This window comes from Nocardia sp. NPDC050175 (assembly GCF_044459885.1).
GTDB lineage: Bacteria > Actinomycetota > Actinomycetes > Mycobacteriales > Mycobacteriaceae > Nocardia.
This window is the reverse complement of sequence record NZ_JBITJI010000001.1, coordinates 923,096-937,192: the sequence shown is the minus strand read 5'-3', so window position 1 is coordinate 937,192 and position 14,097 is coordinate 923,096. Positions and strand designations below refer to the sequence as shown.

The following is a 14,097-nucleotide window of genomic DNA, read 5'->3' as shown; positions in this document are numbered from 1 at the left end:
CATATGCGAACCCAGATCACCGCGCTCGCGGTCAGCAAGTCCTATAACGGCAAGTGCGTTCTCGATGAGGTGACGTGTTCGCTGGCCGCCGGTGAGCGCACCGGCATCGTCGGCGAAAACGGATCCGGCAAGACCACCCTGCTGCGGCTGTTCGCCGGGCGGGAGCGGCCCGATCATGGCGAGATCGTCGTCCACGCCGACGGCGGTATCGGCTACCTCAGCCAGGACGAGCAGCTGCCGCCGCGGATGACCGTCCAGCAAGTCATCGACCGAGCGCTGAGCGAGCTACGCGCGATCGAGCAGCGGTTGCGCCGCCTCGGGGACGCGATGGCCGTGGGCGATGAGTCGCGGATAGCTGAATATGGCGAACTGACAACAGTTTTCGAGTTTCGCGGCGGCTACGACGCCGACGCTCGGGTGGAACGAGCGCTGCACGGACTCGGCTTGGACCTGGTGAACCGCGACCGCACGGTCGACGGGCTGTCCGGTGGCGAGCAGATCCGGCTGCGCCTGGCCGCGGTGCTGGCGGCAGGCACCGAGGTGCTGTTGCTGGACGAGCCGACCAACCACCTCGACGGCGACGCCCTGACCTGGCTGGAAGACCACCTGCGCGCCCGCCGCGGCACCACGGTGACGGTCTCGCACGACCGGGTCTTCCTCGAACGGGTCGCGACCAGCCTCCTGGAAGTCGACGCGGACCGGCAGCGAGTTATCCGCTACGGCAACGGTTATGCGGGATTTCTGACCGAGAAGGCGGCGGCGCGGCAGCGGTGGGTGCAGGCGCACGCGCAATGGCAGGCCGACGCCGATCGGCTGCGCGAGGTCGCCGCCACCACGGCGCGTGACGTCGCGCCGGGCCGGGCGATGAAGGACAACAACAAGATGGCCTACGACCGGGCCGGGGGACGGGTGCAGCAGTCGCTGGCCAGCCGGGTTCGCAATGCCGAGGAACGGCTGCGTCGCTTGCTCGCCGACCCGGTGCCTGCGCCGCCGGAACCGCTGCGTTTCGCTCCTGCTGTGCGGGCCGGAGGGGTGCAGGGCAGCGTGCTCGACGCCACCGACATCGCCGTCGCGGGCAGGCTCGATCGGACGAGTGTCACGCTCGATGCGGGTGACCGCTTGCTGATCACCGGTCCGAACGGTGCGGGCAAGTCCACGTTGCTGCGCGTGCTGGCAGGTGTGCTCGTCCCGGACGAAGGCACCGTAACCCGCAGCGGGACAGTCGGTTACCTCGCACAAGAGCCGCGTCCCGCCGAACCAGGGGACACGCTATTGGCAGCTTTCGCCCGCGGTCGCGCAGGACAAGCCGACGAGCATGCCGAACGATTGATGTCGCTGGGCCTGTTCGATCGCGCTCAGTTCTCGACGCGCGCCGAGAACCTGTCCACCGGGCAGCGGCAGCGACTTGCCTTGGCGCGGTTGGTAACTGAGCCCGTCGATGTGCTGCTGCTCGACGAGCCCACCAACCACTTGTCACCCGGTCTCGTCGAAGAGCTGGAAACAGCCCTGGCCGAATACCGGGGCGCCCTCGTCATCGTCAGCCATGATCGTCGGCTACGTACCCGCTGGCGAGGAGCCCGCCTCGACCTGCGCGCTTCGGCGTCCGTTTGACATCCGATCACCCACGCACCGAAGGAGTTTCGCTGTGCCCAACCTTCCCGCCGACCCGACCGTGCTCCACCCCATGCCCGGCCAGCCGCGAGTCGTGCAGTTGCGGCCGCTGGTCACCTCACCGCTGATCGAGGTGGGGGAGTACTCGTACTACGACGACCCGGACGATCCAACCGCGTTCGAAACCCGAAATGTGCTGTACCACTACGGACCGGACAAACTGATCATCGGAAAGTTCTGCGCGCTCGGCACCGGAACCCGCTTCATCATGAACGGCGCCAACCACCGCATGGACGGCCCGTCGACATTCCCGTTCCCCACCATGGGCGGCTCCTGGTCAGACCACTTCGACCTGCTCACCGGTCTGCCGAGCCGAGGCGACACCATCGTCGGCAACGACGTCTGGTTCGGCAACGGCGTAACGGTGATGCCCGGCGTCCAGATCGGCCACGGCGCGATCATCAGCACCGCCTCCGTCGTCGTCAGCGACGTACCCGACTACGCCATCGTCGGCGGCAACCCAGCCCGCCTCATCCGAACCCGCTACGAAGACAAGGACATCGCCCGCCTGCTGGCAGTGTCCTGGTGGGACTGGCCCGTCGACCACCTCACCGAACACATCCGAACAATCATGTCCGGCAACATCGCCGACCTCGAAGCCGCCGCCGCAAACCTGAAATGAGTGATACCGCAGTGCGTACCGACACGTGAGCCGAGGGCGGCACCATCCGAGCCGCCGACCGGAACATGCTCGCGATCTAAATCGAGATCTGGCGCTGAATGTCCTCGACTACACCCAACGTGACATCGGCGTCGTCGCCGGCGGCAATGATCTGCTGGTAGAACTCTCGTCCAGCGATGGGCAAGTACACGACCGAAAGGCGGATGGGCCCTCGATTCCCGGCCACCTCGCCGTCGGTGTTCACGACATGATCGAAGTGGCTTTGTACCAACACCGGCACAATGCTGGCCTTCAGGTCGTTGATATCTCGGAACGTGTTGGGCAGCACCATCCGGCGCGTGCGAATCCATAATGCGGCCACGAGGGGCACCTCCAGCTGAATCGGTATCGGGCAACTGCCAGCGTCCACCGATCATCGACCCGTCGCACGAGTACCGAATACCTGAAGTTTCGGAAACGGACTACCTGGTCGGCTACGCCGAACTCGGGTCGCGGTCGTGACGACCGTCGTGATGGTCGACGAGTTGGGTCAGTAGTGCGGCGAGTTGTTCGCGTTGTGTCGCGGTGAGCGGGGTGAGCAGTTCCTGTTGCAGGTCGGCTAATACGGCATCGAGTTCGTGGAGACGCTTGGTGCCCGCTTTGGTCAGTGTGATGACGTTGCGTCGCTGGTCGTCCGGGTCGGGGACTCGTTGGGCGTATCCGTCGCGCTCGAGTTCGTTGAGCACCGCGACCATGTCGCTGCGGTAGATGCCGGTGCGCCTGCTCATTTCGGCCTGGCTCGCCGGGCCCGTGTCGGCCAGCGTGGCCAGCACCGCGTAGTGCCACTTGCGTGCGCCGATCTGCGCGAGGCCGTCGGACACCAGTCGATCGCTATGGGTCGCGGCCTGACTCAACAGCCGGCTGGGCAGGGCGCGCAAACGCGGTGACGTCGTAGTCATGGATCCAGCATACCCACTTGCGTTAGTGCCACTAACGTTCTATGTTCGTTAGCGCCTAGAACGTTTATCTCACTAACGATGGAGCGGCTGTGCAGCAGCCCGAGAAAGGAAGATCCACTATTTCCACCGAGACCAAGACACTGCAGATTCCCACGCCAGACGGCCAGGCCGACGCGTTCGCTGCATTCCCCGACGACGGCGCGCGGCACCCGGCAGTGCTGCTGTACATGGATGTCTTCGGCATACGACCCGTGCTCGAACAGCGAGCCCGCGAACTGGCCGAGCACGGCTATTACGTGCTCATCCCTAATCTCTTGTACCGCAACGGCCCGACACCTCTGGTCGAACTTCCCGAGCACATCACCCACGAGATCCGACCCGCGATCGCCGCCCAGTTGATCCCTCTGGTCATGGCACACACCACCGAACGTGTTCTGCTCGACGCCGACGCCTACCTCGATTTCCTCGCCACCCAGCCGGAGGTCACCCCCGGCGCGGTCGCCGTGATCGGCTACTGCCTCGGCGCCGTCGTGGCGATGCGCACCGCAGCCGCTTTCCCTGACCGAGTAGCCGCCGTAGCCGGATTCCACCCAGGCGCTTTGGTCACCGACGCCCCCGACAGCCCCCACCTCCTCATCCCCGAACTCCCCACCCAACTCCACCTCGGCCTCGCCGAAAACGACATGCCACCCGAGTCTGTCGACCTACTCAACCAGGCCCTGGACGCCGTCGGCCTCGGCAGCACCGCCGAGCTCTACCCCAACACCGTCCACGGCTTCACCATGTCCGACACCGACGCCTTCAATCCCGCTGCCCTCCAACGTCACTGGGATCGCCTGCTTCCCCTCCTCGCGCGCGCCCTGGCCAACAGCTGAGCCTCGAAGCCCAATTGGCAGCAGTCTGTTCAGACACGCCACTGTTTGATCGCGGCGGGCTCAGTGCTGGGTACGCTTGCCCGCTGTGACCTGGAATGTTGCGGATCGGGAGCTGGTTTCGTGGCTCGGCACGCCGGAAACCGATCTCGGGTGGTGCGGGTACGAAATCGACTCGCGGCCCGACGCGGTGTGGCTGTTGCACGCGATGTACGAGCATGAGTTGGGCGCAACGGAACTCACATACGACGAGCAGCTACGGCAGCGACTGGCGGCCGGGCTCGTGCAGCCGACGATCATCGGCGGCGTCGACTTCGACGCCAGCACGTCCGTACCCGGCAACGATCTGGGCCGCTCCGAGCATCCCGGACCGGGCTGGCGGCGGTTGCGCTGGACCGAACTCGCGGCTCGGCTGGGCGAGGCGGCGGTCGTCGAGGGGCAGTACCCCAGTTTCCGCAGCCTGTCCGGCGCACGCCTGCGCGGGAGCTGGCCGGTAAGCATCAGCCCGCCCGCCGAGGGCTCACTCGACCGGGAGTCGTGGCAGGTGCTGATCGAGGTGCTGATCGCGTGGTCCCCGGGCGGTGCGGACACGCCGTGCGTTGCCTATTTCGCTCCGGCGGTCAGCGGGGAGTTCGACACCGGAGTCACTGTGTCGGGCCCCCTCGGCGACGCCGTGGACCTGTACGACCATCCGAATGGCTCCGGCTCACCCTCGAATGTCTGGGCCGCCGACCGATCTTGGATCACCTGGTCCGATTGGGATCTCTGCGGAACGAAGGTGGCAGGCCCGCCCGAGTTGATCGAGGCGCTGCAATCGGCACCGGACCTCGAAGCGGTGCGTCTGCCCTGGTGCTGACGAACTGCCGGGCGTGTCCCTGGTCGGGGCAGGGTGGGCGAATTGCGAGGAATGACGCGATGAGTACCACGTCGGTAGATTTTTGGTGAATTCCCCGCAGAGCAACCGATTCTCGGTGTACCTTTGCTGGTTGAGGCCCCCGAACCAGTTTGGTTCGGGGGCCATCGCCATTGGTTCACGAAGTGCTGGACCAGATGTGGGCGAGCGGCAGGTCGATGATGGCGATGGTGCCGGTGGGAATGTTGGCGTCGACGCGGACGGTGCCGTGGTGGGCGCCGATGATTTCGGCGACGATGGCGAGGCCGAGTCCGGTGCCGCCGGTGCCACGGCCACGGTCGTGGTCTGGTCGGTAGAAGCGGTCGAAAACGCGTTGGTGCTCGTTCGCGGCGATGCCCGGTCCGTCGTCGGCGATCTCGATATGCGCCGAGCCGCCGTCCTGCCGCAATCGGACCGAGATGGTGCTGGTGGCGTAGCGGGTGGCGTTGTCGAGCAGGTTGCGTACCGCCCGGGCGATCTGGGTGGGGTCGCCGGTCATGCGCGCAGGCTCGACGGTGACCTCGATGGTCAGCGCGGTGGTGGTGCGGGTGCGTGCGACCTCGGTGGTGAGGATGTCGTCGAGGTCGATGTCTGTGTGTCGGTGGGTGAGGGCGTTTTCGTCGGCGCGCGCTAGCAGCAGCAGGTCCTCGATGAGGTGGCGCATCCGCTCGGCCTCGGGGAGCAGGGTGTCGTCGAGCATGGCGGCGTCGAGCACGGTGGGTCGCGTGCGACCGAGTTCGAGGGCGGCGGTGATGGTGGTGAGGGGGCTGCGCAGTTCGTGGGAAGCGTCGCTGATGAAGCGGCGTTGCGCGCTGTGCCCGGCCTCGATCCGGGTCAGCATGTCGTTCATAGTGCGTGCGAGAGAAGCGATTTCGTCGCGTTGGGGTGGCACCGGGATGCGATCGGTGAGGTCGGCGCTGGTGATGGCGGCGACGCGGGTTCGGATGTCTTCGACCGAGCGCAGGGATCGTCCGACCAGCAGGTAGGTGGCCAGCGCGGCGAGCGCGACGATGAACGGGGTGGCGAGCGCGACCAGGACAGCGACCAGCTTGATGGTGCGCTCGACCTCTTCCTGATCGGTGGCGACGACGATGGTGTAGGCACCGACGGTCGCCGCGCTCACCCGTCCTTCCTCGGCCCCGGACGTCGCAGGCAGGTCGTGCGCGATGGCGTCCGGATGCGGTCGGCTGTCGGTGATCGGCGCGGTGGGGCTTCCGGCGGACCCTTGCACCACCTGTCCGTTCTGATCGATGATCTGCACGATCGAGACGCGGTTGTCGGTGGCCAGCGCACCGCGGTCCAGTTCGGCGGGGGAGGTGAGGGTGAGTTGTCCCTCGATCTGCCGGATCCGGTCGGCCGCGGCGTCGTCGGACGCGGTGATCAACGACCGATACAGCACATAGGTCAACGACAGCGCCGCGATGGCGAGTCCCGCGGTGATGACGACGGTGACGATGAGCGCCGAACGCACCCTCAGCCCCCATCTGGTCGGGTGAGTGATCGCGTCGAGCAATCGCGTTGCGGCATCGAGGAACCCGTGGCCGTGCCGTCGACGTGACGCGAGTGGCTTCATCGTGACCACCTTTACGTGCTGTGCCCCGCGAACGGCGCATCCGCCGCATCGGTGTGTCGCCGCAATCCCCACCGCAGGTAGGGCCGCACGGCCGCGCCGATCAACACCACAGAACACGCCAGCACCGCGCCACCGACGACGTCGGTGAGCCAATGGACACCCAGGTACAGGCGGGTCGCCGAAACTACGAGCGCCACAACAACAACCAATACCACCGCGACAACGCGCCGCACGGCCGACCGATGCGCGCTGAGATACACAAGCGCCACTGCTCCCGCGAGCGCCGTGGCACCCGTGACATGCCCGGAGGGAAACGCCATATCGGTCTCCGACATCAACTGCACGACGGCTGGTGGACGCGCCCGCCCGACCAGCCCCTTGGTGATCGTGCTCGCCGCCGAGGAAACCGCCACGATGCCGAGGACCAGCACCATCGGCACCGCGCTACGCGCCCGCCACGCGAGCATGGTCGCCACCACGATGCCGAGCACCGCGATGCCCATCGGATCGCCCACCGTGGTGATGGCGCGTGCGCCGGAGGTCCACCCTGGCGACCGATTTGCCGTAAACCAGTCGAGCACCGCGGCGTCGGCGCCGGTCAACCAGCCGGAACTCGAGGCGTGCACAGCCAATTCGATGAACATCGCGAGCACGGCCACCGCGCGCACGAGCCGCCGAACCGTGGTGTGCCCGAGGCTGTGCGCCGGTCGCCACCGATCGGCGAGCAGTGACGTCACGATCGCCGCGGCACCGGCCGCACCTATCGAAAGGGTGATTTCCGCGGTGGCCGCCTCGGTGGTGATCTCGCGTACCGTGCTGTCGACGAGGTCGAGAATGATGGACATGCTCGCAGTCTCGGCGCGAGCCGCTGTGGAAACACTGAGAGCACAGAGGGCGGTGGTGGGTGCGCGTACTGGTGATCGACGACGAGGTCCGCTTGGCCGAGACGCTGCGTCGCGGCTTGACGGCCGAGGGTTTCGTCGTGGAGGTCGCCCATGACGGATTCGACGGCCTGGAACTGGCCGCCTCCGGCGACTTCGACGTGCTGGTGCTCGACATCATGCTGCCCGGCAAACACGGATATCAGATCGTGCGCGAACTGCGCGCACGTCAGGTCTGGACGCCGGTCCTGATGCTCTCGGCCAAGGACGGCGAATACGACCAGGCCGACGCCTTCGATCTCGGCGCCGACGACTACCTCACCAAGCCCTTCTCGTTCGTCATCCTCATCGCCCGCCTGCGCGCCCTGGTCCGCCGCGGCGCACCGGAACGCCCCGCGATCCTCACCGCGGGCACTCTGTCGGTAGACCCGGCCAGCCGAATCGTGACCCGCACCGAACACGAAATCTCGCTGACCCCACGCGAATACGGCGTGCTCGAATACCTGATCCGGCACAAGGGCGACGTCGTCACCAAGAACGACATCCTGCGCGGCGTGTGGGACAGCAACTACGAAGGATCCGACAATGTCGTCGAGGTGTATGTCGGGTACCTACGTCGCAAGATCGACACCCCCTTCGGCCTGGCCACCATCGAAACCATCCGCGGCGTCGGCTACCGCCTCCTCGATATCGGCTGACCTGCCGATGCGCCTCGACCGCGCTGGCTGTGCTCGTCGGCGGCTAGTCCCAGGCGTAGAAGGTCATCCGCTTGCTATTGGTGCCGACCAGGGTGCCGGTGGGGTCGCGGAGTTCGGCGACGCCCGCGTTCTGCTCGTTGTGGCTGGCGAAGAACGGTGTCTTGTCGGGGCGGACGGTGACCGGGTGCTGGTGCCATTGGGTTTCGCCGTCGCAGGTTACTTTCGAGGTCAGCGAGCCGGTGGCGGTGGGCTGTCCGGGTTTGACGGCGGTGAGGTGGACGGTCAGGGTCCAGCCCTGTTGCCCCTTCGGGCACTGCACGTCGATATAGGCATTGGCCTTGCCTGCCGACACGTAGCTGTCGTCGTGCAGCCAGACCGCGCCGGTTTGCGCGGCGGGCAGCGGCATCGCCCCGAGGAAGCCGGCCATCAATAGCGCAGTCACGAAAGTCATCGAGCCCTCCAGGGGAGCGTCACCGGATGACGAGCGCATCGTCATGCCGTCGCTCAATTGTCAGGCAAGGCAACCAATTTCATAAGCACGCGCGTTCCCCAGTTCGCGCGGCCCGCGCGGATCGGCGCCGGTGTTTCCGCTGGATCGTGCACTGCGCAACCGGGAACTCGCGCGGATGGGTTGACGCCGGCCGGGAACGGTACGGCGCGCCGACCTTTCCGGACCGGGTTTCAAAAGTGCCGATCTGCGTGCAACACTAGGTTTGCCTTGCCGAACTGTGGTTAGGCTGGGTTTGGTTGGACTGGGAGTGGATGTGACAGAGCAGGCGTTTGCTTCCGGCGCACCTTCGGTCGCCGCTCAATTGTTCGGCAGCGGTTTGATCGGAGTGCGTGAGGGGCTCGAAACCGGAATCGTGGTCATGATTTTGGTGGCCTTTCTGGTGAAGTCGCAGCGCCGCGAGTCGTTGAAGTGGGTCGCGGCGGGGGTGGGCGCTGCCGTCGCGATGGTCGTCGCGATCTTCGTCGGCATCCGCTACGGCACCTCCACCGTCACCGGCATCGCCGCGGAGCTGATCGCCGGGCTCGCGTCGCTGGCCGCGGTCGTGATCGTGACCTGGATGGTCCTGTGGATGCGGACCGCGTCCCGGTCCATTTCGGGGGATTTGAAAGCGGGTCTGGCGCACGCGCTCGACGTCGGTCCGGTAGCGGTCGCCATGTTGGCGTTTCTCGCGGTCGGGCGCGAGGGTGTGGAGACCGCGCTGTTGATGGTCGGATACGCCGAGAACACCGCGGGCAGTCAATGGCCCTTGATCGGCCTGCTGCTGGGAATTGTCGTCGCGGCGGCGCTGACCGTGCTGATGTATCTGGGCGCCGTTCGGATCAATTTCGCCACCTTCTTCAAATACACCGGCGTGCTGTTGATCGTGGTCGCCGCGGGAATTCTCGCCTACGGCATTCGAGCGCTGCAGACCGCGGACTGGCTGCCGGGATTGGCGCACAACGCGTTCGACATTTCGTCGTGGTTCTCGATGTCGAGTTGGTACGGCACGGTCGCGCAGGGCATCTTCAACTTCCGCGCCGACCCGACGGTGCTGCAGGCGCTCGCCTGGCTGCTCTACGTGGTCGTGGTGCTGTTCCTGTTTCTGCGCCCGGTGCCGGCCACCGCGGGCGCGAACCACGTGACTCGCTCTTCGACAGATACCGCGGCCAAGCCGTGACAACGAAAGGTCCACTCTCCGTGCGTTTCTCCATTTTCCCGATAGCAGTCGCGGTGACAGTCCCTGCGTTGTTGGTGTCCTGCACCAGTAAGACGGACGCCGCGTCGGCGGGCGATATCGCGGTCACCGCCGACGACTCCACCTGCGCGGTGGCCAAGGATTCGGCCGAAACCGGCACGGTGACCTTCCGGATCGCCAACAACGGGACCAAGGTCACCGAGTTCTACGTGTACGGCACCGGCGAGCGCGTCATCGGTGAGGTCGAGAACATCGGCCCCGGGCTCACCCGCCAGTTGATCGTGTCGGTGCCCGATCCTGGCAAATACCAGACCGCGTGCAAGCCGGGCATGGTCGGCGACGGTATCCGGCACGATTTCACGGTGACCGGCGAGGCGCAAAAGCGTGACGAGACCGGCAAACTCGCCGAGGCGGCCGACGGCTACAAGCGGTATCTGGTGAGCCAGGTGACCGCGCTGCAGGAAACCACGAAATCGTTTGTCGCGGCGATCAAGTCCGGTGATATCGCGTCGGCCAAGAAGCAGTACCCGGTGGCCCGCACCTATTACGAACGCATCGAACCGGTCGCCGAGAGCTTCCCCGACAATCTGGATCCGCGCTTGGATCTCCGCGAAGCCGATGTCGTCCCCGGCGACAAGTGGACCGGATTCCACCGGCTGGAAAAGGATCTCTGGACACAGGGTCTGCAGCCCGACACCAATCAAATGGCAGACCAGCTCCTCACCGATATCGGGGAACTGGTGGCCGGCGTGAACGCGGCAGCCTACACCGTCGACCCGGTGCAGGTCGCCGGCGGTGCGCAGGGTCTGCTCGACGAGATCGCGCGCACCAAGATCACCGGTGAAGAGGACACGTTCTCGCACACCGACCTGTGGGACTTCCAGGCCAACGTCGACGGTTCCCAGGCGGCGATCGCCAGCCTGCGGCCGATCCTCGATGAGCGCAACGCCGATCTGGGCACGCAGATCGACCGGCGCTTCGCCGAGCTCGACAGCGAGCTGGCCAAGTACCGGCAGGGCGACGGTCATGTCAGTTACGAGACGGTCAACAACGATCAGCGCGCCGCGCTAGCGCGCCAGATCGATGCGTTGTCCGCGGTGGTGAGTCAGGTGCAGGGCGTTGTCGCGGGATCGTGAGACCGCAGGTCGCGGCGGCATCTCGCGCCGCGGCCTGATCGGGTCAGCAGGAATCGGTGTCGCGGCGGCCGGGGCCGGGGTGCTGGCCGGGCGCATGTCCAGCCCGGCCTCGGCGGCCGCCACCTCCGGGGTGGTGCCGTTCCGCGCCACCAACCAGGCGGGCATCGTTACGCCCGCGCAGGACCGGCTGCATTTCGCGGTGTTCGACGTGCACACTAAATCGCGCGCCGAGCTGGTCGATCTGCTCAAGACCTGGACGTTGATGGCGGAGCGGATGACCTCGGGTCGCGAGGCCGCGCCCGACGGTGCCATCGGTGCCGGGACGTACAAACCGCCGACCGATACCGGTGAGGCGCTGGATCTGTCGCCCTCGCGGCTCACGCTGACGATCGGGTTCGGTCCGTCGCTGTTCACCACCGCCGACGGCGTCGACCGGTTCGGGATCGCGTCGCGTAAACCGAAGGCGCTCACCGATTTACCGAAGTTCACCGGCGACGCGCTCGAACCGGCGCGCAGCGGTGGCGAAATCGCCATCCAGGCGTGTGCGGACGACCCGCAGGTCGCGGTGCACGCCATCCGCAACCTCGCGCGCGTCGGATTCGGTGCGGTGTCGGTGCGCTGGTCGCAGCTCGGGTTCGGTCGCACGTCCTCGACCTCGACCAGTCAGGTGACGGCGCGAAACCTGCTCGGGTTCAAGGACGGAACGCGAAACATCAAGGCCGAGGATCACGACACCGTCGACAAGTTCGTCTGGGTCGATCGCGGCGACGATCAGGCCTGGATGGCGGGCGGCTCGTATCTGGTGACCCGCCGGATCCGCATGCTGATCGAGCCGTGGGATCGCACCACGCTGCATGAGCAGGAGCGAGTCATCGGACGCACCAAGGGTACTGGCGCACCGATGGGCGGCAAGGACGAGTTCGACGAACTCGATCTGCAGTCGGCCGGACCATCCGGACCACTGGTCGACAAGGATGCCCACGTGCGCTTGGCCTCCGCCGAAGAACTCGGCGGCATCCAAATCCTGCGCCGCGGCTACAACTTCACCGACGGTTCCGACGGTTTCGGTCACCTCGACGCAGGCCTGTTCTTCATCGCCTACTGTCGCAACCCGCTCACCCAGTTCGTCCCGATGCAGCAGAACCTCGCCCGCAACGACGCGCTCAACGAATACATCAAACACGTTGGCTCAGCGGTCTTCGCGGTACCGCCGGGGCTCGGGGCAGACGACTACTGGGGATCGACTCTGTTCTCGAGTTGATCCCGGCTACGGACGTAAGCAGCCCTGCTGCTGGTCGTAGCAGACGAGGCCGTGCACCTTCGCCAATCCGGCCACGAAGGGCGCGACCTCGTCTTCCCTGCCCCAGCGGATATGGATATTCAGGGACGAGCCGTCCGCGTCTCCGGTCCCGCCGGAGGACCACGGACTACCCTCCTCGCGGCAGTCCGGCCAGCGCCGCAGCAGGGCCCGCACGAAGTCCGCGATCTTCGGGCTGGGCGGATCGGGCTTCTCGTCCCTGACAACTCGCCCTTCCCGATATCTGGACAAGCTGTCCAGCACGTTGTGCAGGTCAGCGTCGTTGTCCGGCTGTTCGCCTTCCCAGACCAGCATGTCGAAGCTCATAGGCCAGATCATGCCCTGCGGCACCGACAATCACGGCTGGCGAACGGTAGTTGTCAGGGCGTGGGGCAGAGGGCAGTGTCGACGAGTTCGTTGATGTGGTTGGTGGGCGCTGAAGTGGTGGGGACCTGGTTGGCGATTACGGTGACCGAGCGTCCGTCGGTGGTTATGCCGCCGCGGGTTTCGAAGCCGTCGATGTCGCCGCCGTGGCCCCAGCTGTCTTTACCGCAGGAGAGTTGTTGGTAGAGGAGGCCTAGGCCATAGCCGGTGGGTGGGCCCGGAATGCCGAGGGGGACAGTAGTTTTCATTTCGGCCAGTTGAGCTGGTGGCAGCAGGGTTCCGTCCAGGAGTGCGGTGAAGAAACGGTTGAGGTCTGCGCCGGTCGAGACCATTGCTCCCGCTGCGCCTGCCGAGGTGACGTTCTGGTTGGTGTAGTCGATCAGTTTGCCGTCGATTTCGGTGTAGCCCAGGGGATGTGGGCCGCGAATGTCGGTTTCATCAGGCTCGGGATAGTAGGTGTCGGGTAGGCCGAGAGGCTCGATGATGCGGTGGGTGATCTGCGCGCCGATCGTGCTCGAGGTGATCTTTTCGATCATCATGCCCGCGATGGCGTAGTTGGTGTTGGAATAGGCCCACTGTGCGCCGGGTTCGAAATCGGCGGGCGCGGTGAGGGCGTTGCGGACGACTTCGGCGATATCTGTTTTCCCCCAACGCACTTGCTCGTCGTGGGTCTCGATCTGCCCGGGCTTGGGCGTCGTTCCGAACTCCGCCGCATATTCGGGGATTCCGCTGGTGTGCTGCAACAGGTTTCGGATCGTGATCCGATTCCCGTCGATCCCCGGCCCGTGCACAACGCCCGGCAGATACCGTTCCACCGGCGCATCCAGCTCGACCTTGCCCTCGGCTACCAGTTGCAGCATCACCGTCGACACGAATGTCTTTGTGTTGCTGGCGATCCGGACTCGAGCGTTATCTGGGAATGGCGTGCCCTGCTCGACGTTGCCTGCTCCGGCGGTCGCGCTCCACACCTGACCGTGATCGGTGACCACGATTTGCGCGCCGGGCAGATGGTCTACTGAGATCAGATTGTTCAGGGCCTCAGTGATTTTCGCCCGTCCGGTATCGGCGGCGGGCCCGGCTGGTGCGGTTCCGGTGGAACTGCAAGACGTGACCATGAGGGCGACCAATGCTCCGGTCACCGCCACGGTGGCCAACGATCGATCACAAACCCTGATGCGCAAGGTGATTCCCTTCTGTTGTGGACTTGGTTCACGCTATGAGCAGCCGGGGTTCTCTCCTATCCAGCAGGCACCCTACTTTCCCTTCGTGCTGGCCCCACCAGCGTGTCGTTCCGGCAGCCCCACTGATCGGTTGGACCGGCCGATTCGCCTACCTTCGTCACTCAGCCGGAAACACGTCGAGCGGTCACCGTAAACAGACTCGGGTACTCCACCGATCGGGAGACACACCGCTACGGGCTGGCGGTTTGTCCTGGCGAGCACGCCCAC

The 14,097-nt window shown here is 65.8% G+C and carries 15 protein-coding genes; 8 read left to right on the top strand and 7 right to left on the bottom strand.

Features of this window, described 5'->3' with window-relative positions; translation table 11 throughout:
• Positions 1-3: 3 nt before the first annotated feature.
• The gene (abc-f, locus tag ACIBK2_RS04220) at positions 4-1,611 is read left to right on the top strand and encodes a ribosomal protection-like ABC-F family protein (protein WP_396963463.1); all 1,608 of its coding nucleotides are present in this window, start codon (positions 4-6) and stop codon (positions 1,609-1,611) included.
• 73 nt (positions 1,612-1,684) lie between these two features.
• Positions 1,685-2,293: a CatB-related O-acetyltransferase gene (locus ACIBK2_RS04215; protein WP_396964040.1), complete on the top strand. Its 609-nt coding sequence runs from the start codon at positions 1,685-1,687 to the stop codon at positions 2,291-2,293.
• A gap of 76 nt (positions 2,294-2,369) precedes the next feature.
• On the opposite strand, the gene ACIBK2_RS04210 is transcribed toward ACIBK2_RS04215, so the two are convergent.
• Positions 2,370-2,624: a hypothetical protein gene (locus ACIBK2_RS04210; RefSeq protein WP_396963461.1), complete on the bottom strand. Its 255-nt coding sequence runs from the start codon at positions 2,622-2,624 to the stop codon at positions 2,370-2,372.
• 142 nt (positions 2,625-2,766) lie between these two features.
• The gene (locus ACIBK2_RS04205; RefSeq protein ID WP_396963459.1) at positions 2,767-3,231 is read right to left on the bottom strand and encodes a MarR family winged helix-turn-helix transcriptional regulator; all 465 of its coding nucleotides are present in this window, start codon (positions 3,229-3,231) and stop codon (positions 2,767-2,769) included.
• An 89-nt stretch (positions 3,232-3,320) separates the two neighbouring features.
• On the opposite strand from ACIBK2_RS04205, the gene ACIBK2_RS04200 reads away from it, so the two are divergent.
• Both ACIBK2_RS04200 and ACIBK2_RS04195 read left to right on the top strand, forming a co-directional pair.
• On the top strand, positions 3,321-4,106 hold the full coding sequence (locus ACIBK2_RS04200; protein ID WP_396963457.1) for a dienelactone hydrolase family protein: 786 nt from the start codon (positions 3,321-3,323) through the stop codon (positions 4,104-4,106).
• A gap of 85 nt (positions 4,107-4,191) precedes the next feature.
• Positions 4,192-4,959, top strand: coding sequence for a hypothetical protein (locus ACIBK2_RS04195; RefSeq protein WP_396963455.1), 768 nt, complete (start codon positions 4,192-4,194; stop codon positions 4,957-4,959).
• A gap of 175 nt (positions 4,960-5,134) precedes the next feature.
• On the opposite strand, the gene ACIBK2_RS04190 is transcribed toward ACIBK2_RS04195, so the two are convergent.
• Together ACIBK2_RS04190 and ACIBK2_RS04185 are read right to left on the bottom strand one after the other, a co-directional pair.
• A complete protein-coding gene (locus ACIBK2_RS04190; protein ID WP_396963453.1) occupies positions 5,135-6,568 on the bottom strand; it encodes an ATP-binding protein in 1,434 nt (477 codons plus the stop codon).
• An 11-nt stretch (positions 6,569-6,579) separates the two neighbouring features.
• Positions 6,580-7,413: a phosphatase PAP2 family protein gene (locus ACIBK2_RS04185; protein WP_396963451.1), complete on the bottom strand. Its 834-nt coding sequence runs from the start codon at positions 7,411-7,413 to the stop codon at positions 6,580-6,582.
• Between the two features lie 59 nt (positions 7,414-7,472).
• Between ACIBK2_RS04185 and ACIBK2_RS04180 the strand changes: the two genes are divergently transcribed.
• Positions 7,473-8,147 carry a response regulator transcription factor gene (locus ACIBK2_RS04180; protein WP_396963448.1) on the top strand — a complete coding sequence of 225 codons (675 nt, stop codon included), beginning with the start codon at positions 7,473-7,475 and terminating at the stop codon, positions 8,145-8,147.
• 43 nt (positions 8,148-8,190) lie between these two features.
• Here ACIBK2_RS04180 and ACIBK2_RS04175 read toward each other — a convergent pair whose 3' ends face one another.
• Positions 8,191-8,598 (bottom strand): hypothetical protein, encoded by a 408-nt coding sequence (locus ACIBK2_RS04175; RefSeq protein WP_396963446.1) that lies wholly within the window; start codon positions 8,596-8,598, stop codon positions 8,191-8,193.
• 313 nt (positions 8,599-8,911) lie between these two features.
• Here ACIBK2_RS04175 and efeU point away from each other — a divergent pair, with 313 nt between their 5' ends.
• The 3 genes from efeU to efeB are packed head-to-tail and all read left to right on the top strand — an operon-like array spanning position 8,912 to position 12,229.
• Positions 8,912-9,814 carry an iron uptake transporter permease EfeU gene (gene efeU, locus ACIBK2_RS04170; protein ID WP_396963444.1) on the top strand — a complete coding sequence of 301 codons (903 nt, stop codon included), beginning with the start codon at positions 8,912-8,914 and terminating at the stop codon, positions 9,812-9,814.
• A 20-nt stretch (positions 9,815-9,834) separates the two neighbouring features.
• Positions 9,835-10,968: an iron uptake system protein EfeO gene (efeO, locus tag ACIBK2_RS04165; RefSeq protein ID WP_396963442.1), complete on the top strand. Its 1,134-nt coding sequence runs from the start codon at positions 9,835-9,837 to the stop codon at positions 10,966-10,968.
• Positions 10,952-12,229 (top strand): iron uptake transporter deferrochelatase/peroxidase subunit, encoded by a 1,278-nt coding sequence (gene efeB / locus ACIBK2_RS04160; RefSeq protein WP_396963440.1) that lies wholly within the window; start codon positions 10,952-10,954, stop codon positions 12,227-12,229. Before efeO ends, efeB begins: the two co-directional genes overlap by 17 nt.
• Positions 12,230-12,235: 6 nt before the next feature.
• On the opposite strand, the gene ACIBK2_RS04155 is transcribed toward efeB, so the two are convergent.
• Both ACIBK2_RS04155 and ACIBK2_RS04150 read right to left on the bottom strand, forming a co-directional pair.
• Complete coding sequence (locus tag ACIBK2_RS04155; protein WP_396963438.1) at positions 12,236-12,592, bottom strand: hypothetical protein; 357 nt, start codon at positions 12,590-12,592, stop codon at positions 12,236-12,238.
• A gap of 53 nt (positions 12,593-12,645) precedes the next feature.
• Entirely contained in the window at positions 12,646-13,794 is a 1,149-nt protein-coding gene (locus ACIBK2_RS04150) for a serine hydrolase domain-containing protein (protein ID WP_396964038.1), read from the bottom strand.
• Positions 13,795-14,097 lie beyond the last annotated feature (303 nt).